This is a genomic window from Sinorhizobium sp. CB7, from assembly GCF_041357635.1.
In the GTDB taxonomy this organism is placed as follows: domain Bacteria; phylum Pseudomonadota; class Alphaproteobacteria; order Rhizobiales; family Rhizobiaceae; genus Rhizobium.
Genome location: NZ_JAULLL010000001.1, coordinates 208,497 through 227,177 on the forward strand (window position 1 = coordinate 208,497; position 18,681 = coordinate 227,177).

The following is an 18,681-nucleotide window of genomic DNA, read 5'->3' on the forward strand; positions in this document are numbered from 1 at the left end:
CAAAAACACACAGTGACGCAAGACTAATCGAGACTCATGTAACAGGCTTTGGCTCTGTGGCGCTATCTGCTGCCTTCCTATCAGTACCAGTGCGGCGCGCGGATGAGCTGGCTGATGGATAGGGTGCTCGCTCGCCCCATTCGTTTGTGCAAACGTGCCGTGAGGCCCCTAACGACATGGGCCATTTCAAGCGCCGGGAGTAGCGCAGATTTTAGGTGCGGGAAATCGCGGGCGATCGCTCCTTCTCGCCAGAGCTGCGACTTCACCGATCTTAACTTGTGAACGATGTCGGAAGTTTCTGACTGATTGAGGACAGGCACGCTTTCGGATCGGCCGAAATCGATCGAGCGCGGGCCTGCAGCCAGCAAGACCATGTCGGATGGGTTCGGATTGGTAATGGCCAGCTTCAGGCGTCTCCACGCCGCATCTGCTTCGCGCATCACGTCAGCGCCGCTACTGACTCCATCCACATATTGGAGGACACCGGAAAGAAGCGGATTACCGGCGGCCACATCGAGCTTGCCGTAGGCGATCTCCCCACAATTGCCGTTGATACTGCCATCGGCGGCTTCCTCCAAATGCCGGACCGAAGGAATGGCGGGCTCGAAGAGGGTCTCGATGATCTGCCAATATCTCAGAATTACGGTTTCGATCTTGAGAGGATTATAGAGGTTCTCTTCGACCACCAATCCCGTTACATGCGAAAAGTGCTCTTCGCTTAAATCTTTGTAATTGCAGCGCGCGAATTGAATGCTTTCGAAGCGCCGGTCAGGCAAACCCGCCGTCACAAGCCGTTGCGTGCTGCCATAGAGTCCGGTGTCGCAGAGTATAATGCGCTCCGCCGAGCCGCAGATGTCTTCCAGGTGACGGATGAACAAGGCGTTTTGCCTGCCGATATCTTCAAGGACCTCTCGACCGGAAGGCGTGTCGAGCATCGCGAAGAAGTGCTGAGGGACAAAGTCTTCCTGCCAGGGCGCCGGAAGCTGGTAGTGACGGCTGCCCAATGCCTCGGCCACCTCGGAGAAGCTGTTCGTCTTAAACTCGCGCGCCAACTCTTCCAGTACCGCAGAGCTCCGTCTTATCAGTGCAGAGCGCGCGGCAATGAGGCGTGAAATCAAGATATTATCGCGTCTGATTTCGAGCGGGAGACCGAGCTTGTCGAGCAGACGTTCGAACGCTTGCCGGATACCGATCCCTCCCCTTGCACAAAATAGCAGGGAAGCGTTGCCCTGCGCATCTGCCTGAAGGGCATAAAGCCAGATATAGAGGCAGAACTGGGCAACGATCGGTCCGAAGACCTCGCGCCCAAAGGAGACGTCATCGCCCAGGGCAGGAGGGCGATAGCCAAGCGAAGTCAGTTGCCGACGAAACCTTCTTAACGCCTCCGTGCGCGCTCCATCTGCCTGGGAGGCATGTCGCCTGAGCCACCCCTTGGGAATGTGTATCGTATTGATGCCCATACTCGCCGGCACTGAGCAGTCAGCCAACTTGTCATCACCGATATGCAAGATGCTTGATGGGGACACTGCTTCAGCCTCCAGGACAGCTGAAAACAATCCGCCATGTCTTTTACTCGCGCCGACGTCAGCGCTTGCATAGATCTTGTCGATCAGGTTCGGACCATGAAAGTGGTTTATCAGGTCAGCCACGCTTTCGGTCGGCAGACCGGTGTCAGAGACAGCGATGATTCGGATGCCATCCTCCCGATGCCGCCGCAGAGCCATGGCCAGGGGACCGTTCGCCGACAAGGAGGCTTTCTCAATCGCGTTCTCAATCGCCAATCGTCTTTCAAGCAAATGAGGAGGAAGACCGAGCATTGCTAATTGCCGAGAGACCACGTCTGTCAGCCGCACCTCGCCGATGCCGCCACCAGTGTTTAATGCACGGTAAGCAAAGCGTTCAGCCAGCAAGCGAGCGCGCAAGAGCTCCTCGGCGCTGATCGAAAAGCGGTACTCCTTGAGGAGCTGTGCAAAACATCGTTCGCCTGCCATCAGAAGGGAGCGCCGGGACTTTGGCTGGCGGAGCAGCAAGGTGTCAAAGACATCCGTGGAGATCAAATCTATGCCGCTCAAGGGGCGCTGAAGATGGTTGAGGCTTCGCCGCAGCATTGGATATCCCTTCGCCGCCGGTCAGTTCCACCTACATCACGGACAAGAGACTGTCAGGAGTCCCTTCGACCGAGACAGCAAAAGCTGCTAGTATGGTTGCGTAACCTGTGAAATGATATCAGCATCAACTGAGATATGGCAAGTCATAATTCTATTTACTCTTGAGTTATTAAGTATCTTGATTAAATAATTCAACGATCGATTGTTTTTTATTGAAATAATATTCTGTTAAAAGTATCGACTTTTGCTTGAATGAACTATGTACATGCTAAGGAATTCGTCATCTTGATGCGCGGTATCAGGGAATTATCATCGATAGCGCAAGCCATTGGATCATATACTTGTCCACAGCACAGCATTTTGATCTTTCTGTTAAAGCTTGCGTCCGTCTTCTATGCACGTTTTCTTCGAAGAGCGGCCGGAGGCACGGATTGGCTGTGCGCGTTAATACTGAAAGGATCGATCGCCAAGGGTGCCCTTGATCGGCACTCTGCAATTGCATTGAAACTGCCATCGGCAGCACACGAGAGTGGCGCAGGTGAATAGTGCCATTTAGGGTTAGCTCGTCACCGAAGCGGCAGTTCTGGTATGCTTGTCCTGCCAAAGGCAAGTCCAACGACGGGGTATGCGTCATGCGCATTTTGCAAATCCTCAATCATACTCTACGCCTGAACGGTCATGTGCATGCGGCTGTCGATCTTGCCTGTGCGCAGGCAAAGCTCGGTCACCAGGTGTGCGTCGCAAGCGGGGGAGGTGATTTCGACAGCCTGTTGCACATGCATGGCATCCAAACGGTGATCGTTGACCACAAGAGAAAGCTTCCGAACTTGGCAAGGGGTCTGTTTTCCTTGCGCCGTCATATCCGGGCCTTTCGTCCTGACATTGTCCACGCGCACATGGTGACGAGTGCAGTGCTGGCCTATCCGCTATGTAAGCTCTCAGGCATTCCCCTGATTACGACAGTGCATAATGAGTTCGAAAAAAGTGCAACGCTGATGGGTCTCGGGACACGCGTGATTGCGGTCAGCGAGGTTGTCGGCGCATCGATGCGGCGGCGTGGTGTTGCCGTGTCGAAGCTCCACGTGGTTCTGAACGGAACTATCGGATCCTGTCGGTTTGAAGGCCGCTCGAAAGAGCCGGCGGCACTGCAGTCGCCCAGCATCCTTTTCGTCGGGGGACTTCATCCCCGCAAGGGACTGCCGGATCTTTTTCAGGCATTCCAAATCGTGCACCAGAACTTCCCCTCCGCGCGTCTCTATATCGTTGGAGACGGCCCTTTCAGGGAAAACTATAAGGATATGGTCGCCACATGGGCCTGCGCTGAGGCTGTCAACTTTCTCGGTTCGACGGACGATCCATTCTCTTACATGTTGGGTGCGGACATCTTTGTCCTTCCTTCTCATGCGGATCCTGCCCCTCTGGTCTTGTCGGAGGCGCGAGAGGCGCAATGTGCGATCATCGCGACCGAGGTTGACGGTATCCCCCAATTACTGGAGCACGGTGAAGCAGGGCTGCTTGTGCCAGTGCGCAATCCGGAAGCCCTCGCAACAGCGTTGATCGGCATGCTCGAAAAACCGGAACTGATCGATGAGTGGAAAAGAAAGAGCCAGATACGGATCGAGAATCTGAAAATCGATCGGGTCGCCAATGAGACCATGCAAGTCTACCTGTCGGCACTGTCGCGGGGTAAAGCTATTGAAGCGAAGGCTGCGTAAGACAATAACAACCAAAGCGGCGCGCTCCTGTATCCCAATGTAACGGTCGGCCATTCTCCAACACTTCATTACACTTTCGCCCGATCAGGACACACGCGGGATACGTCTCCCTCGCCTTATGCGATCGGCGGCTTAGTCCAGCCGTTGCGCCCAAAGCGGTTCGTAATTGCGAACGGTAGACCGCTTGGCCCTTTTCTTCGAATTGCCGGGCGGCCGATCAATCGCTCTAAAGGAAACGATGATGCTCCTTCTCGCTATTGCCTATCTCGGAGGTGTGCTGACGATCCTCAGTCCGTGCATCCTTCCGGTGCTTCCTTTCGTCTTCGCGCGTGCGGGACAGCCGTTCCTCAAAAGCACGCTGCCTATGCTCGTCGGAATGGCAATGACCTTCGCCGTCGTAGCCACGCTTGCCGCGGTCGGTGGTGGCTGGGCGGTTCATGCCAATGAATATGGCCGGTATCTCGCGATCGCGCTGCTTGCCGTCTTCGGTGTGACCCTGCTGTCACCGCGGTTGGCGGAAATCCTGACGCGTCCGATCGTCATATTCGGGAACCGTCTTTTGAATTCGACCGGTGTATCACGTTCGGCTCCGTCGGCCGGGAGCTCGCTGTTGCTTGGTATCGCAACCGGCATGCTCTGGGCACCCTGTGCCGGACCGATCCTCGGCCTCGTGCTGACTGGTGCGGCCCTGCAGGGCGCGAATATTCAGACGACGCTCCTGTTGCTTGCCTATTCGGCCGGTGCGGCCACCTCGCTCGCCGTTGCTCTTCTGATCGGCGGGCGCGTCTTTGCGCGAATGAAGCAATCGGTCGGCAGCAGTGAACGCATTCGCCAAGGCCTTGGCGTCGCGGTGCTTGCCGGCGTCGCTGCGATTGCGCTTGGCCTCGATACCGGTTTTCTCGCGCGCCTGTCCTATGCGAGCACATCGACATTCGAGCAGGCCGTCCTCAACAAACTGAACACCGGTTCGTCGGATGCGGCAGGCACTCTGGTCGCGAGCAACGGCATGATGCCGGCAGCAGGCGATGTCCGTCAGAATTTTCGCAGCGACTTGCCCGTCGAGGGTCGGTTTCCCTCGCTTGACGGTGCGGTCGAATGGTTGAATTCGCCGCCGCTGACGACCGAGCAGCTCCGCGGCAAGGTCGTGCTTGTCGACTTCTGGACTTACTCCTGCATCAATTGCATCCGCACCCTTCCCTACACACGCGCCTGGGCCGAAAAATACAAGGATCAGGGGCTCGTGGTCATCGGCGTCCATTCTCCGGAATTTGCATTCGAAAAGAAGATCGACAACGTCAAGGGCGCGACCAAGGACTTCAAGATCGGCTATCCGGTCGCTATCGACAACAACTTCAAGATCTGGCGGGCATTCGAAAACAACTATTGGCCAGCCGCTTACTTCATCGATGCAAAGGGGCAGATCCGATATCACCATTTCGGCGAGGGTAACTACGAGGAATCGGAAAAGGTCATCCAGGAATTGCTTGCCGAAGCTGGTAGCCAGAAGGCTGAGAGCAAGCCCGTAACACCGGATGCGAAAGGCGCCGAGGCGGCGCCTGACCTCCGCAACATCCGATCCGGCGAGACTTACATCGGCTATAGCCAAGCCGCGAACTTCGCATCTCCCGAAGGTCTAAAGACCGGCGATTCCCGGGATTATTCGATAGGAGAACTGGGACTGAACGACTGGGGTCTGATCGGCAACTGGACCGTGGGGCCGGAGCAGGCAACTCTCAATAGGGCCGGCGGCGGCATCGCTTACAAATTCAGCGCCCGCGATCTGCATCTTGTCCTCGGGCCGGGCGCCAATGGCAAACCGGTGCGGTTTCAGGTGAAGATCGATGGCAAGCCACCGGGCGAAAGCCATGGTGCGGACACCGATGCCGAGGGTAACGGCACCGTCACCGAGACGCGCCTCTATCAACTCGTGCGGCAGGCGGGTGACGTTGGGGAGCGGACCTTCGAGGTCCGCTTCCTTGACCCGGGCGTTGAAGCGTTTGCTTTCACCTTTGGATGAGGAGGGGATCCCGGCAAGCAGCATACTGGGCGCCGCGACAACGATGCTGTTGGCGCGCTGCTGCAGGATCTGCTTGCCATTCTCCGGTTCGATGGTCCGCTCGCCGGCGTCGTTTGTAAATCAGGTTCGTTACGATAGGGATCGAAGCCTTGACATGTGTGCGACTGAGTAGCCTTTTTATCAAAGGGAGACGGATCATGAGCGTCAAATCGTCGATCTCTCTAACCGAGCAGCAGGATGCGTTTGCTCGCTCGCTTGTTGATACCGGGCGGTATTCGAGCCTGAGTGCGGTTCCTCAGCAAGGTTTAGAACTCCTTCGGCAAAAGATGGAATCCGAAGCGGTAGAGACAGAGGCGCTTCGCAAACTCATCCGCCGTCGATTAGACGGACAGGTGATTTCAGGTGCGGAAATGGGAGAGCGGATCGAAGACATGATCGAGCGGAAACGGCGAGCTCTTCGTGTGGAAGATTGAATACTCAGGCGAAGCAGATCGCGATTTCGCGCGATTTCGAGCTTATCTTCGATTACCTGTTCGATACCTATCACAGTCTGGGGGATACTTCCGACGAGGCTTTGGAGCATGCGGCCGATAGGGTTCGCGGCCTCCGTTCGGCGATCGATCGATTAGTTGAAAGTCCGCTCATTGGAACATTGCGGTCGGACATTCATCCCGGGATTCGATTTTTGCGACGCGACAAGGCTGCGGTTTGATTTCTACCGATAGAGAATCGCCGCACGATCGTCTTTGTTGCCGTCTTCTTCGACGTTCGGGATCATATCAGACATATGATGGCGCGAATGCTCGAGGGCTAGGAAGCCGGCCGACCACACTTGGGAAGCGGTGATTCTGCCGGGGATCTGTCGCTTGGCAGTTAAAGTGAGAAGGGCTGTTTTAGTCAGAGTTTGCACTCAGTTCAATCGAACCGCGGACCGGACAGCTAGGCAGCTCTTTGCCGCTATACCCGCACCGGAGCCTGTCCAAAAGGCCTAAATTCCCGACCGAAACTACTTTGTTGAGCTGCAAGCCGATCCGCGACTACGGATTTCGGCGGTTCCGGACCGCATGTTTAGACAATTCGTTCATATTATCCGCTCTTTGCCGCCATGTTACGGATTCTGCATTCGCGCCAGTCGCTTACCGGTATCCCCAATTTTCGCTGGGAGATGAGGCAAAGCCGCCTGGGGATGCAGATCGGGATTGCTGTTTCGGGCCAGGAAGATGGAGCACCGTCGCGAGATTGATGGACTTCGGGCGATTGCGGTGGTGCCCGTCGTCCTGTCGCATTCCAACTTCTCCATCTTTCGCGGCGGCTTCGTTGGCGTTGACATTTTCTTCGTCATTTCCGGATTCCTCATAACCGGGATCATTATCGAGGAGCTGGACAAAGGTCGCTTCTCCCTTGCCCGCTTCTATGAGCGGCGCGCTCGCCGCATTCTGCCGGCGCTGTTCGTCGTGCTTCTCGCCAGCATTCCTTTCACCTGGCTCTGGATGCTGCCGGACACGCTGGAGAATTTCGGGCAGAGCGTCGTGGCGACACTGCTCTTTGCAAACAACATTCTGCTTGCCAAGACGAGCGGCTATTGGGATCTCGAGGCTGAATTCAAGCCGTTGCTGCATACATGGAGCCTCGGCGTGGAGGAACAGTATTACCTGCTCTTCCCGCTGCTCATGCTAATCCTGTGGCGGTGGGGGCGTAAACCTGCGCTCGTCGCCATCACGGTGGTCCTCGTGGCGAGCCTTATCTCGTGCGAGATCAGCAGACGCTATCATCCAGCGGCGAATTTCTACCTGACGACGTCGCGGGCCTGGGAACTGCTGTTCGGTTCTCTGTGTGCTTTCGCCGGATTCCACCTTGGACGGAAACACAACGAGGTGCTTTCCGCCTTCGGCATGATCCTGATTGCCATTGCAATATTTGGCTACGACAGCGATGTGCCATATCCATCGATCTTCACCCTGGTTCCCGTTGTCGGAACGGGACTTGTCCTGCTGTTTGCGAGACAGGGAACGGTCGCATGCCGCATTCTGTCGCTATCACCGCTCGTCGGGATTGGTTTGATAAGCTACAGCGTCTATCTCTGGCACCAGCCGCTCATCGCGCTTGCGCGGACCTACAGCCCTGATCCGCCCAGCGCTGCCGCGATGTCGATGCTGGTGACGGCGACCTTCGTGCTTTCATGGCTGACCTGGAAGTATGTAGAGACGCCTTTTCGCGATCGTTCCATCACACCGATCCGGACGGTCTCGGTGGGGCTTGCAACTGTGGCAACGGTCCTCATTGCAGCGGGATTAGGGGCGCACCTGACACATGGATTCCCTGCCCGTTTCTTCAAGGGAGTTGACGCCCGAGAACTCTTCATCGCCTACAATGAAAGCGTCTTCCGCTTCAAGGTGGACGAATTCCCGGATGACGGAAGGCGCAATGTGCTCGTCATGGGTGACAGTACAGGACGCGATTTCGTCAATATGATCGAGGAGGCCGGCCGCCGGAAGGATTATAACCTCGTCTACCGCGACGACTACGAATGTTCCGGCAATGCTCCACCCACGCCCACGCTTTCCCGGCTCTTCAACAGGGCGGATGTCTTCATCCTGGTCTATCTCGCGGAGAATTGCGCCGCGCGATTGACGGCAGATATCGGCAATGAGAACGCAAGCAAGGTGATCGTCGTGGGTCCGAAGCACTTCGGCTACAATCTCAATCCCTTTCTGCGTACGCCTCTGGAGGAGCGCGCCAGCGCGAGGGTGAAGCTCATGCGGTTCACGCTCGATGAGAACGACATCCAGCGTTCCACGCTTCCCGCTGGCAGCAAATTTGTCGACCTGATACGGTTGGTCGGCGACGGCGCGACCATGCCGGTCTTCGACGAAAATGGCTTGTTCCTGTCGCAAGACAGAGTCCATCTGACAAAGCAGGGCGCGATATATTTCTCGAAGCGCGTTTTCTCCGATCCCGCCCTTTCCACACTGAACTGAAAAGCGTTTGGTTCGGACTTTGACGTATCGAGATTCGGCGGGTCGTTATTCCCACGGGAGCCGGCATCAACATTCGCCAATGGCGATCAAGTCTCCTCCTTGCTGGCCTTGACCAGATTTTCCCGAAGCTGAGTAACCGCTTTCTGAAGCTTTGGAAATTCCTCAGGCGTCAGGCCCGAGGCTTTCACCGTCACCTCACCAAAGCCGAAGCCTTTCTCACGCAGGCGGCGGCCGGCATCGGTCAGCGAAATACGAACGTTGCGTTCGTCCTCGCTGTCCCGCGTCCGCCGAAGGTAACCCATGGCCTCCAGGCGCTTCAGCATCGGGGTCATGGTGCTCGGCTCCAGAAACAGTTTCTCGCTCAAGCCTTTCACCGTCTGTTGATCCTCTTCCCACAGAGAGATGATCGTTATGTATTGAGGATAGGTGAGGCCAAGCTGATCCAGGACGGGCTTGTAGACCCGCGAGTAAGCAAGGTTGGCCGAGTAGATCGCAAAGCACATGAAGTCTGCCAGCCTGGCGGTCTCGTTGCGGGACGTGGTCTTCTTGGTCATCGGATTCTCCCGAAGGTATAAATAATTATGACGCGAATGATTATCGCGCTTGTAGACTCCTTGCGATCCAGGTACTACTGTCGCAATAATAGTTATTATAATAATCATTATCTTGGTATCATCAACCCGTAATGATGCGGTGCGTTCCAGCCCAAGCCAAAAGGAGATCGATTGTGAGACTGTATGAGAACGAATTCTCTTCTGCCGCGTCCCGCGTGCGCATCGCTCTTGCCCTCAAGGGGTTGAATGTTGAGAGGCAGCCGATCAACATCTTTGGTATGGAAGCCGAAAGCCGGCAAGCCGCCTATCTTCAGGTCAATCCGCAAGGGCTTGTGCCCGCGCTGTTGACCGACGAGGGCACCTTGATCACGCAATCGCTTGCCATCATCGAGTACCTCGATGAGCTTCACCCTGAGCCGCCCTTGCTGCCGAGAGAACTCGTGGCCAGAGCTTTTTCGCGCTCCGTTGCCCTGGCGATCGCATCTGAGATCCACCCTCTGCTACCTCCGAGGGTTGGCGCCCGTCTCAGCACCATTCCTGGAATTGATGCAAATGGCATCGCCGACTGGAATCGCCATTGGATCAGTGAAGGGATGGCTGCCCTTGAGACGCTGATCGCGGAGCGGAGAACAGGCCGGTTCGTCGTCGGAGATAGGCCGTCGGTGGCTGATGTCTTTCTCTTTCCGCAGACGTTCGGCGCCGAGCGACTCGGACTGGATGTCAATCAGTGGCCTAATATTGCTGAAATCGTATCCAATCTTCGAGCGATCCCGGCATTCGCCGGCAACGCTCCCTCGGCCAGGAAATAAACAACACTCGGTGTGCGTGTCCTGGCCCCTGTGCCGATGGCGAGTGTCCCTTGTATCTCCATGTATCCGCCCGCCTTCCCGCCAGCAATTCGTTACACTTTTGGCTGCGGGATACCTCTTTTCCGCCTTATGCCGCCCAGTGGTTGGTCAGCAGCCATTGCGCCTCGGGGCGGAACGGACTTATCACGATCTCATTTACTTCAACGTGGTGGACAACGGTGCGCACTTCGCGGCCTGGGAACAACCGGATCTCTTCAGCAGAGAAATCCGCGCGGCGTTCCGCTCGCTGCGCTAGCGCGGGATACCGGAACGCGCGTGCGGGCTTGGACGGCCTTCAGACGATCAACCAGCAAGGAGGATTGCGGCGAGAGATTGCCGCAGTCGTCCTTGCTCAGCTCCCACAAAACTGAGCCTGCCGATTTGGCACCAGCAAACGCCTCCGTCACCGGTGGATCACTCCGAGGCGAGCGAAGTGATCATAGATGCGCCTGGAGTACTCGGCCAGCTCAGGTTCCTCACCAAGCGCAACGGGGCGGGGTCTTGGAAGATCGATCCTGATTTCCTCGACGACATGGCCGGGCGATGGGGCCATGACCAAAACCCGATCGCCGAGGCCGACGGCTTCCTCGACGCTGTGCGTGATGAATAACACGGTAGGACGTTCGGTGATCCACAGCTGTTCGAGGTCATGGCGAACCTGGACGCGCGTGAGCGCATCCAGGGCACCGAACGGTTCGTCCATAAGGAGAACCGACGGCTTCAAGACGAGCGCCCGGGCAAGCGATACGCGCTGGCGCATGCCGCCCGACAGCTGGCTCGGATACCGATTGGCAGCTTTTGTCAGCCCCAGCCGCTCGAAAAGCTGTTCCGCTCGTCTGCGGATGGGATCGAGCGGAAGGCCCCTGATAATCCCCTGAAGCAGAACATTATCCATCGCCGTGCGGAATTCCAGAAGCAGGTGATCCTGGAATGCGATACCTACATCGGTAAGCGCGCCCGCCAGGGGCTTTCCACCAACCCTGATCTGGCCGTTCGAAGGATCAAGGAGTCCGGCGACCATGAGCATCAGCGTGCTCTTGCCGCATCCGCTCGGCCCGACGACCGATACGAATTCTCCGGGCTGTATATCGATGGACGTTGGCTGGAGTGCTTCAAAGCCGCCGAAGACCTTGTTGACGCCATTGATCTGGATTCTGACACCGCTGATGTCTTTGTCGGCAATGTCTGGGCGATTGGATGCAAGTGTGGACTGCTTCATGGGTCTCGTCACTTCAGAGGGCAGGAGCGCAATTCGGATTCAGGCGGCAGGTAGTCATAGGTGTAATAGGATGCCGCCTCGACGTTTCCCGGCAGAACGCCGATCTGATTCAGGATCTTCACGGTGTCCGACCACTGCTCGGGCGTGGCCTTGCCGACGAACTTTGCGCGGTTGACGCACATCAGATACTTGGTGGCCTCCAGCTGAGCGGGCGCCTGTTCCTCGGATGCATCCGGGAACATTGCCTTCATCGCGGCGACGGCTGCGTTCGGATCGTCAACGGCCGCATACCAGCCCTTCAGGCTTGCCGCCACGAACGCCTTCGCAATATCGGGATGCTCCTTGAGGAAGCTTTCAGAGGCGACGATCGACGTCGAAACCGTCGGCGCGCCGTGATCGATGAACGGGAAGTCCGTCGTCTCTGCTCCAAGGTCCTTCAGCTGGATTGAGAAAAAGTCGATTGAACCGAGGATCGCATCGACCTGCCCCTGCATGAGGGCGGCGACCATGGATTCCTTCGGCATGTTCACGGCTTTGATGTCCGTGTCTTTCAAGCCGTTGGCCGCAAGCACGAGTGGAAACATTGCCGCCTGCGAACCACCGTTCGGAATGGCGACCGAATGCCCCTTCAGCTCCGCTACAGAATTGATCCCCGTTTTCTTGAGAGCCGTAACCTGGTTCGGGTTACCCTGAAGGATGGTGGCAAGGACCTTGATTTTCGCTCCATCGGAGACGAGTTTCATGACCGGCGCGGAATCGGCGAAGCCGATATCCGCCTTGCCGGCGGCGATGAGCTGGGCGGTGATCTGCGAACCATTGCCCGGCTCGATTTTGACGTCCAGGCCGGCATCCTTGTAATAGCCGTTCTTGACGGCAAGTTCGAAGCCTGCGTTGAAGCCGGCCGCCGGGTAGTTGAGCCAGAAGGTCAGGGGTGTCGGATCGGCGGCGGCTGCCGGACCGGCGAAGGCTGCCGCGACCGCCGCAACAGCTGCCGCTCGCAGCAGGGCTTTCGATTTCGACAGGAATGTTGCTGTATTTTTCATGTTTCTCCTCCTTTTACATTTATGCTGAGTTCAGTCTGAATTGCGGTTTCTGCGCCACGGGGTCATCAGGTATTCGACGACCTCGACGATGCTGTTGAGACCCAGGCCGATGATCGTCATGACAAACAGGATCGCGAAGACGAGCTTGGTATCCATGACACCGGTTGCCTGCAGCAGAAGGTAACCAAGACCCTGGTTCGCGCCGACAAATTCGGCCACGATCGCGGCGGTCGCGGCGATGGTCGCGGAGGTCTTCAACCCGCCAAAAATGACCGGCAGGGCGGATGGGAAGCGAAGGTAGCGGAACGTCTGCCAAACGGTCGCCCCCATCGACCGGGTGAGATACAGGAAGCGCTGATCCAGGATCTGGAACCCCGATATGCTTGCCAGAAGCAGCGGAAAGAAGGTCAGCAGCAGCGTCAGCATTACCTTGGATGTCGGGCCAAATCCGATCCAGACGACAAACAGGGGTGCGATTGCGATCTTCGGCACAAGCTGGATGAAAACCAGCAACGGATAGAGCATCCGTTTGGCTGTTGGTGAAAGCGCGATAAGCAGACCGAGCGGGATTGCCGTAACGATGGAAAGGGCGAAGCCGAACACGATTTCCTGGATCGTGACCAGCGAGTGATTCCAAAGGCTTTGACGCTGGCTGACCAGCTCCGGCAGCACCGCGTGTGGCGGTGGCAGAAGATAGGCCGGAATATTGAATACGACGACTGCGAGCCACCATAGGGCGATCAGCGCCACGAAAACCAACGCCGACAGGAAGGCCGAACCAATCCAGCCCGACATTTTTCCAGCAAACAGACTACCGTTCATTTCATTTTCTCCCTAGGCGAATTCAGTGCCGGCATGCGCGGACGCCCGCCCGCCCGTGACAATTCCGAAAAAATCGAGAACGATTCCCGCCTGGCCTTGCACCATGGCTGCTCCACCGACATGCGGGCATCCGAGGCTTGCCGCCAAGGCAAGCAAGGCGGTACCTTCCTTGCGCGGCACGATGTCGACAACAGCAACCTTGGAAGTCAGGTCGGGAAGATCGACCGGAAGCCCGTCCTGCGGATCCAGTCCGACCGGCGTTGCATTGACCAGGATCTCCGCATCTCCGATCTCCGGTCGCCCCACCTCGAGCTGGCATGCGGGATAGAAGCTGGCCAAATCGCACGCCAGAGCTGAAAGACGAGACCGATCCGTGTCGAAGATGGAAAGGCTTGCCGCGCCGTGTTCGGCGACAGCGTGGGCGATCGCACCGCCGGCGCCGCCGGCGCCCAGGAGCTTGATCCGGCTTCCGCTGACGCTGCGGCCCAAACCCTCGATGGCCTCGATGAGGCCGTCGCCGTCGAACATTCCGCCGGTCCAGCTGCCGTCCTGTTCGCGGCGAAGCGCATTCACGGCGCCGATGCGGCCGGCCATCACGCTGACCCGCATCGCCAGATGCAGGGCTCTTTGCTTGAATGGATAGGTAATGACGATGCCATCCAGATTCGCGGTTGCCTGGAGCCCGCGCATAACCGCCTCGAAATCCTGTGTCGGCGCATGCCACGGCACCATCACGGCGTTCACTCCGGCTGCTGCAATTCTCGCATTGTAAAGGGCTGGTGAGCGTGCCTGTGCGATCGGATCTCCAACGATCGCTAACAATCGCGTTGCGCCATCGATCACGACGTTTCGCGCAGAACTCGCGTTTACCATGATTGAACGCTCTTCCAAGGGATCCTCCGCCCAAGCATCGACACTTGCCAATCGGCGATTGCCCTATCGTGGCGACCGCTTTCGATGAAGCTCATGTAACTTATGTATCCGTTTACATGGCTGATGGTTTATGTCAAGCAGTTCAATGCGACTGTGGCCGCGAACTGATGGTTAACAGCCAAATATTATATTTATAGGCCAACATTTGCCGGAATTTGGGTGATTTTGGCATGGCTCTGCGCCGGAGAACGCGTTTGTACTCTAGTCGGTATGGAGGAAATATATGTCCAAGGAGGAATTCAAAATGTCATCTGGTTACAGCGATGGCCCCGCACCGAGTCCGGGATCACGAGGTCATGCGGTCGTCACCGGTGGCGCAAGCGGGATCGGTTGGGCGACGGCGCTGGCGCTCGACGCGCGCGGTTTTGATGTTACGGTCGTCAGTCTTGAGGATGGCCTGCCTTCGGGGCAACGCCGGATAGGCTATCTGCAGGCCGATATTTCAGACATTTCGACGCATGCTGCCATTGTTGCGGCCGTGGCGAAACCAATATGCCTCGTAAATTGCGCCGGCGTTACCTCGCTGATGCGTGGAGACATGTTGGATCTGACGCCCGAAAGCTTCGACAGGGTAATGTCGGTCAATCTTCGCGGCACATTTTTTCTCACTCAGGCATTTGCCAGACGTATGCTGACGCACGCTGACGATGGCGGGTATCGGTCGATCATCTCCGTCGGGTCGATCAATGCCGATGTCGTGGGCGAAAATCGCGCAGACTATTGCATGTCGAAAGCAGCACTTGCCATGATGTCGAAGCTGTTTGCCGCGCGTCTGGCGGAGCGGGGGATCATGGTTCACGAGGTGCGGCCTGGGGTGATCAGAACGCAGATGACGGCCGGTGCGAAGCAGAAGTACGACGGGCTCATCGATGACGGCGGTGTACCGATGAACCGTTGGGGCGAGCCGGAAGATGTCGCCGCGGCCATCGCCGCACTTGCAAGCGGCGCATTTCCTTATGCCACCGGGATGTCGATCGATATCGCCGGAGGTCTTCAACTCCACAGGGTATAGATGGCTTTGACAAGCTCAGGTGTTTCGGACCTGCTGACTGCAGGTTCCGCGTTCGGTTGCCGTGGAGTACCTGCGGATCCTCGTAATCGGTTACAAGCGAATGCTATTTTTCGGCGCCGGGCGCAGCCGTCGATGCCCGAAAGATAATCTCGGGGCTGCATTCGAACTGGGTTTCCTCCTGCCGCCCGAATATTCGCCCGAGAATATAGCGCGCCGCCCGCTGGCCAATCTTGTCGCTCGGTACGCGAACCGTCGTGATCGGCACCGGCAGTTCCGTCATGATCTCGATGTCGTCATAGCCGACGATCGAGACGTCGCGCGGGATGGAGAGCCCCATCGCAAGCGCCTCAAGTTCGGCACCGACTGCATGATAGGCATTCCCGCAGATAACGGCCGTCGGACGCGGCGAGCCGCTCATGACACGGCGAAACAGCGTCCTGGCTTCTGATATGCTGGCGAGTTCCTTTGCCATCTGATAGGGCCAGGCCGTAAGGCCATGCGCGCTCAGGGCGTCGCCGACGCCTGCGAGGCGTTCGGCCGCGCGATCATTGTTGACCGTGGACTGCCAGATGACTCCGAAACGCCTGTGACCCAGACCGATCATGTAGTTGGTGACGTCGTTGAGGGCCTTGCGATTGTCCGGCCCAATCGAGCGTCCGTGCGTCTCCTTGCTGTAAACAAAGGTGTTGATGGAGGGGACGTTCTGCCGATCGAGAAACTTCTGAAGCTCGGGATGGTGCTCGTTTCCCACAAGAACGATCCCATCCACCCCGCGCTCGACGAATTTCTTGACCTGCCTGAGTTCCTGTTCCGGATCATACTCGGAACAAGCAAGAAGAAGTGTGTAGCCCTCGATCAGAAGCTCGCTTTGCAGGATATTGGCGGTGCGCGCGAAGTCGCCGTGACTGAGCGTCGGAAATACCGCGCCCACCGCTCTGGAACGTCGGGTGGACAGGGCGCGGGCGGCCGCATCCGGAACCCATCCGAGATGGTCGATCACCGCGGTGATGCGCGTGCGCAGCTCTTCGGAAACGACTTCCGGCCGGTTGATGGCGCGCGAGACGGTAGCAGTCGATACGCCGGCGGCCCGGGCGACGTCACGCAGACCAACGCCGCCGCCGGTCTTGACCCGCTCCGGGTCTTTCGGGGCCTTTTTCCTGGAATTTGCCGTCCTTATTCGGGCGGATTGTTGTGCCATCAGTGGTATCTGCCTGAAGCTGAACTGTGGGAAGCCGGGATGTTATGGCAATCACGATATCCCGGCAACTGCCACATGCAAGCGTTTACACAACCTTCTGTTCCTGGACGCCCAGTTTCTCCACGCCCAATCGCATCGTGTCGCCGCGTTTGAGGTAGCGCGGCGGCTTCATGCCAAGCCCAACGCCCGGAGGCGTGCCGGTCGTGACGATATCGCCCGGCTCCAGGATCATGTACTGGCTGAGATAGGAGACGAGCGTGCGAATGGAGAAGATCATTGTGCGGGTCGATGCGTTCTGGACGCGCTCGCCGTTGACTTCGAGCCACAGGGAAAGCTGCTGCGGGTCTCCGACCTCGTCCGGCGTGACGAGCCACGGGCCGATCGGCCCGAAGGTCGGGCAGCATTTTCCCTTGACCCACTGGCCTTCTCGCTCGAGCTGATATTCACGCTCGGAAACATCATTGCAGATGAAATAGCCGCCGACATGGTCCAGTGCCTCGGCCTCAGACACATAGCTCGCTCTGCGAGAAATGACGAAAGCGATTTCCACCTCCCAGTCGGACTTGACCGAGCCGGGAGGCAGAACGACGTCGTCAAACGGGCCGACGATGCAGGAGCGGGCCTTATTGAATAGAATCGGCTCCTTCGGGATCGCGGCATCGGTCTCGGTGGCGTGGTCGGCGTAGTTCAAGCCGACGGCGATAAAGTTGCCGACGTCGCCGACACATGGACCGAGACGCGCGCCTTCCGGAGCAAGAGGCAGGGCATCAATGTCGACCTCTATCAGTTTTGCAGATAGTCCATCGCCCAGCGTCGTGCCCGTGACGTCCTTGACGATGGAAGAGATGTCCCGAATACGGCCTTCGCCGTCCAGGACGCCAGGCTTTTCCTGCCCTGATTGACCAAAGCGGACCAGTTTCATTGTTATGTTCCTCGCTGTTATCGATCTGGGAATTTTGGGGGAAGCTGAGACGCGGAAAGAGCATACTGCAGCGCATAGATTCCGCCGCGCTGCTCAGGATCGGCGCCATGTCCAGTGAGAACCTCGCCAAGCGACAGTTTCTTCTCCAGACGTTCGAGCGCCTGCAGATCGACGGCCTCGATCAGCAGGATCCATGCGGCGATTTCGTCAGCCCTGTCGCGAAGCTTCTTTTCAGCCGTCTGCCGATTGCTGGCAGCGCTGTCGCCCTGTAGCAGATGAAATCCGACGATACCCGCAATTCCCAGGGCTTTATCCGCTGTCGCTTGAAGCCGCTCGATGAAGGATTGCGGCTCGCGCGCGGTAGAGAACCGTACGGTCATCATGGCTGCTCCGTCGCCCTGTCCCTTGCTCAGTGCCACTTTACAGATTGTCCGCGAGGTGTCGGTGAAATGCGCCACCACCGCCTTGGTCCAGGGCGACGGCGAGTCCAATCTTGTGAGGTAGGCCGGAGAGGACAAGTCGCTTATGGTCTCCGTCTCATAGAAGTTGAAATATTTCGGATGCCCCTCGGTGGCGACATATCGGCGACCGCGAAGGAAGCCGGGAAGCCCGACGCGCTCCGGGATGTGCTCGCGGACGTGCCAAGCGACGAACTCTTCCTCTGCCTCGGGCGCGATCCCGTTCCAGATCGCCAGAACTGCGGTTCCTGCGAGAGCCATCACGCCGGATCCTGCGCTGAGGAGGAAAGCTTCTTGGCCCAGCGCATAATGTGTTCGCTGACGGCAACGAGTTCGTTCTTCTGGTTGAAGACCTCGACCTTCGCGACGCTGCGACCCCGCTCCTTGTCGATGGATGCGATGGTGTAGCGCGCCGTAATCGTATCTCCCAGGACGACGGGCTTGAGGAACCGGACCCGGTCATAGCCTGCCGACACTGGAAAATCGGTGAGCCCCTCCTTGTGGATGATGTGAGCAATGCTGATCGTTGAAACCGTTGACATGTATCCGACCGTCAATGCGCCATGCGCAATGCGTTTCCCGATGGACGATTTCTCCTGCATATATTGCTCGTTTACATGCGTGTCGCTGAAGTCGCCAGTAATTCCCGCAAACAGCACGATATCCGTCTCGCCAACGGTCTTAGCAAATGTAAATGACTGATCAATCTCAACAAAATCCAAACCAGATGTCATCGTCTATAGATCCTCCATGATTTGTATGCGGCTTTTGGATGGGCCGTAGAGCGCCTTGACAAGGCCTTCATCAACCGAATATGTATCCGGTTACAACTGAATTGCTTGGCGGTCAATGCC

At 57.5% G+C, this 18,681-nt stretch carries 16 protein-coding genes and 1 pseudogene; 7 read left to right on the forward strand and 10 right to left on the reverse strand.

Annotated features, from left to right (window positions below; translation table 11 throughout):
* Positions 1-80 precede the first annotated feature (80 nt).
* Complete coding sequence (locus tag AAE029_RS01040) at positions 81-2,108, reverse strand: hydrolase (RefSeq protein WP_371070927.1); 2,028 nt, start codon at positions 2,106-2,108, stop codon at positions 81-83.
* A 632-nt stretch (positions 2,109-2,740) separates the two neighbouring features.
* Between AAE029_RS01040 and AAE029_RS01045 the strand changes: the two genes are divergently transcribed.
* The 5 genes and pseudogenes from AAE029_RS01045 (at position 2,741) to AAE029_RS01065 (ending at position 8,818) form a co-directional block, all read left to right on the forward strand.
* Positions 2,741-3,823 (forward strand): glycosyltransferase family 4 protein, encoded by a 1,083-nt coding sequence (locus AAE029_RS01045; RefSeq protein WP_371070928.1) that lies wholly within the window; start codon positions 2,741-2,743, stop codon positions 3,821-3,823.
* A gap of 241 nt (positions 3,824-4,064) precedes the next feature.
* Complete coding sequence (locus AAE029_RS01050) at positions 4,065-5,840, forward strand: cytochrome c biogenesis protein DipZ (RefSeq protein ID WP_371071520.1); 1,776 nt, start codon at positions 4,065-4,067, stop codon at positions 5,838-5,840.
* Between the two features lie 197 nt (positions 5,841-6,037).
* The gene (locus tag AAE029_RS01055) at positions 6,038-6,313 is read left to right on the forward strand and encodes a type II toxin-antitoxin system ParD family antitoxin (RefSeq protein WP_371070929.1); all 276 of its coding nucleotides are present in this window, start codon (positions 6,038-6,040) and stop codon (positions 6,311-6,313) included.
* Positions 6,300-6,654 (forward strand): annotated as a pseudogene (locus AAE029_RS01060) (type II toxin-antitoxin system RelE/ParE family toxin). The gene AAE029_RS01055 and the pseudogene AAE029_RS01060 overlap by 14 nt, the downstream one beginning before the upstream one ends.
* A 406-nt stretch (positions 6,655-7,060) precedes the next feature.
* Positions 7,061-8,818 (forward strand): acyltransferase family protein, encoded by a 1,758-nt coding sequence (locus AAE029_RS01065; RefSeq protein WP_371070930.1) that lies wholly within the window; start codon positions 7,061-7,063, stop codon positions 8,816-8,818.
* Positions 8,819-8,904: 86 nt separating this feature from the next.
* Here AAE029_RS01065 and AAE029_RS01070 read toward each other — a convergent pair whose 3' ends face one another.
* Positions 8,905-9,372 (reverse strand): MarR family winged helix-turn-helix transcriptional regulator, encoded by a 468-nt coding sequence (locus AAE029_RS01070; RefSeq protein WP_371070931.1) that lies wholly within the window; start codon positions 9,370-9,372, stop codon positions 8,905-8,907.
* A 173-nt stretch (positions 9,373-9,545) separates the two neighbouring features.
* Here AAE029_RS01070 and maiA point away from each other — a divergent pair, with 173 nt between their 5' ends.
* Entirely contained in the window at positions 9,546-10,181 is a 636-nt protein-coding gene (maiA, locus tag AAE029_RS01075) for a maleylacetoacetate isomerase (RefSeq protein ID WP_371070932.1), read from the forward strand.
* A 442-nt stretch (positions 10,182-10,623) separates the two neighbouring features.
* Here the strand turns inward: maiA and AAE029_RS01080 are convergent, their stop codons facing one another.
* From AAE029_RS01080 to AAE029_RS01095, 4 genes are read right to left on the reverse strand one after another with little or no spacing between them, the layout of a single operon-like run.
* Positions 10,624-11,439, reverse strand: coding sequence for an ABC transporter ATP-binding protein (locus tag AAE029_RS01080; protein ID WP_371070933.1), 816 nt, complete (start codon positions 11,437-11,439; stop codon positions 10,624-10,626).
* A gap of 8 nt (positions 11,440-11,447) precedes the next feature.
* Positions 11,448-12,482 carry an ABC transporter substrate-binding protein gene (locus tag AAE029_RS01085; protein WP_371070934.1) on the reverse strand — a complete coding sequence of 345 codons (1,035 nt, stop codon included), beginning with the start codon at positions 12,480-12,482 and terminating at the stop codon, positions 11,448-11,450.
* Between the two features lie 30 nt (positions 12,483-12,512).
* Positions 12,513-13,304, reverse strand: a complete 792-nt coding sequence (locus tag AAE029_RS01090; protein ID WP_371070935.1) for an ABC transporter permease — start codon at positions 13,302-13,304, stop codon at positions 12,513-12,515.
* A 12-nt stretch (positions 13,305-13,316) separates the two neighbouring features.
* Positions 13,317-14,195 (reverse strand): shikimate dehydrogenase, encoded by an 879-nt coding sequence (locus tag AAE029_RS01095; protein WP_371070936.1) that lies wholly within the window; start codon positions 14,193-14,195, stop codon positions 13,317-13,319.
* Between the two features lie 286 nt (positions 14,196-14,481).
* Here AAE029_RS01095 and AAE029_RS01100 point away from each other — a divergent pair, with 286 nt between their 5' ends.
* Positions 14,482-15,249 carry a 3-ketoacyl-ACP reductase gene (locus tag AAE029_RS01100; RefSeq protein ID WP_371070937.1) on the forward strand — a complete coding sequence of 256 codons (768 nt, stop codon included), beginning with the start codon at positions 14,482-14,484 and terminating at the stop codon, positions 15,247-15,249.
* A gap of 103 nt (positions 15,250-15,352) precedes the next feature.
* Here the strand turns inward: AAE029_RS01100 and AAE029_RS01105 are convergent, their stop codons facing one another.
* The 4 genes from AAE029_RS01105 to AAE029_RS01120 form a co-directional block, all read right to left on the reverse strand.
* A complete protein-coding gene (locus tag AAE029_RS01105; RefSeq protein WP_371070938.1) occupies positions 15,353-16,447 on the reverse strand; it encodes a LacI family DNA-binding transcriptional regulator in 1,095 nt (364 codons plus the stop codon).
* An 85-nt stretch (positions 16,448-16,532) separates the two neighbouring features.
* A complete protein-coding gene (locus AAE029_RS01110; protein WP_371070939.1) occupies positions 16,533-17,369 on the reverse strand; it encodes a fumarylacetoacetate hydrolase family protein in 837 nt (278 codons plus the stop codon).
* Between the two features lie 17 nt (positions 17,370-17,386).
* On the reverse strand, positions 17,387-18,088 hold the full coding sequence (locus AAE029_RS01115; RefSeq protein WP_371070940.1) for a hypothetical protein: 702 nt from the start codon (positions 18,086-18,088) through the stop codon (positions 17,387-17,389).
* The gene (locus AAE029_RS01120; protein WP_371070941.1) at positions 18,088-18,561 is read right to left on the reverse strand and encodes a MaoC family dehydratase; all 474 of its coding nucleotides are present in this window, start codon (positions 18,559-18,561) and stop codon (positions 18,088-18,090) included. Before AAE029_RS01120 ends, AAE029_RS01115 begins: the two co-directional genes overlap by 1 nt.
* Positions 18,562-18,681: the final 120 nt, after the last annotated feature.

Coding starts and splice junctions, on each gene's coding strand:
- AAE029_RS01040 (WP_371070927.1), bottom strand. CDS start 2,108: ATGCTGCGGCGAAGCCTCAACCATCTTCAGCGCCCCTTGAGCGGCATA.
- AAE029_RS01045 (WP_371070928.1), top strand. CDS start 2,741: ATGCGCATTTTGCAAATCCTCAATCATACTCTACGCCTGAACGGTCAT.
- AAE029_RS01050 (WP_371071520.1), top strand. CDS start 4,065: ATGCTCCTTCTCGCTATTGCCTATCTCGGAGGTGTGCTGACGATCCTC.
- AAE029_RS01055 (WP_371070929.1), top strand. CDS start 6,038: ATGAGCGTCAAATCGTCGATCTCTCTAACCGAGCAGCAGGATGCGTTT.
- AAE029_RS01065 (WP_371070930.1), top strand. CDS start 7,061: ATGGAGCACCGTCGCGAGATTGATGGACTTCGGGCGATTGCGGTGGTG.
- AAE029_RS01070 (WP_371070931.1), bottom strand. CDS start 9,372: ATGACCAAGAAGACCACGTCCCGCAACGAGACCGCCAGGCTGGCAGAC.
- AAE029_RS01080 (WP_371070933.1), bottom strand. CDS start 11,439: ATGAAGCAGTCCACACTTGCATCCAATCGCCCAGACATTGCCGACAAA.
- AAE029_RS01085 (WP_371070934.1), bottom strand. CDS start 12,482: ATGAAAAATACAGCAACATTCCTGTCGAAATCGAAAGCCCTGCTGCGA.
- AAE029_RS01090 (WP_371070935.1), bottom strand. CDS start 13,304: ATGAACGGTAGTCTGTTTGCTGGAAAAATGTCGGGCTGGATTGGTTCG.
- AAE029_RS01100 (WP_371070937.1), top strand. CDS start 14,482: ATGTCATCTGGTTACAGCGATGGCCCCGCACCGAGTCCGGGATCACGA.
- AAE029_RS01105 (WP_371070938.1), bottom strand. CDS start 16,447: ATGGCACAACAATCCGCCCGAATAAGGACGGCAAATTCCAGGAAAAAG.
- AAE029_RS01110 (WP_371070939.1), bottom strand. CDS start 17,369: ATGAAACTGGTCCGCTTTGGTCAATCAGGGCAGGAAAAGCCTGGCGTC.
- AAE029_RS01115 (WP_371070940.1), bottom strand. CDS start 18,088: ATGGCTCTCGCAGGAACCGCAGTTCTGGCGATCTGGAACGGGATCGCG.
- AAE029_RS01120 (WP_371070941.1), bottom strand. CDS start 18,561: ATGACATCTGGTTTGGATTTTGTTGAGATTGATCAGTCATTTACATTT.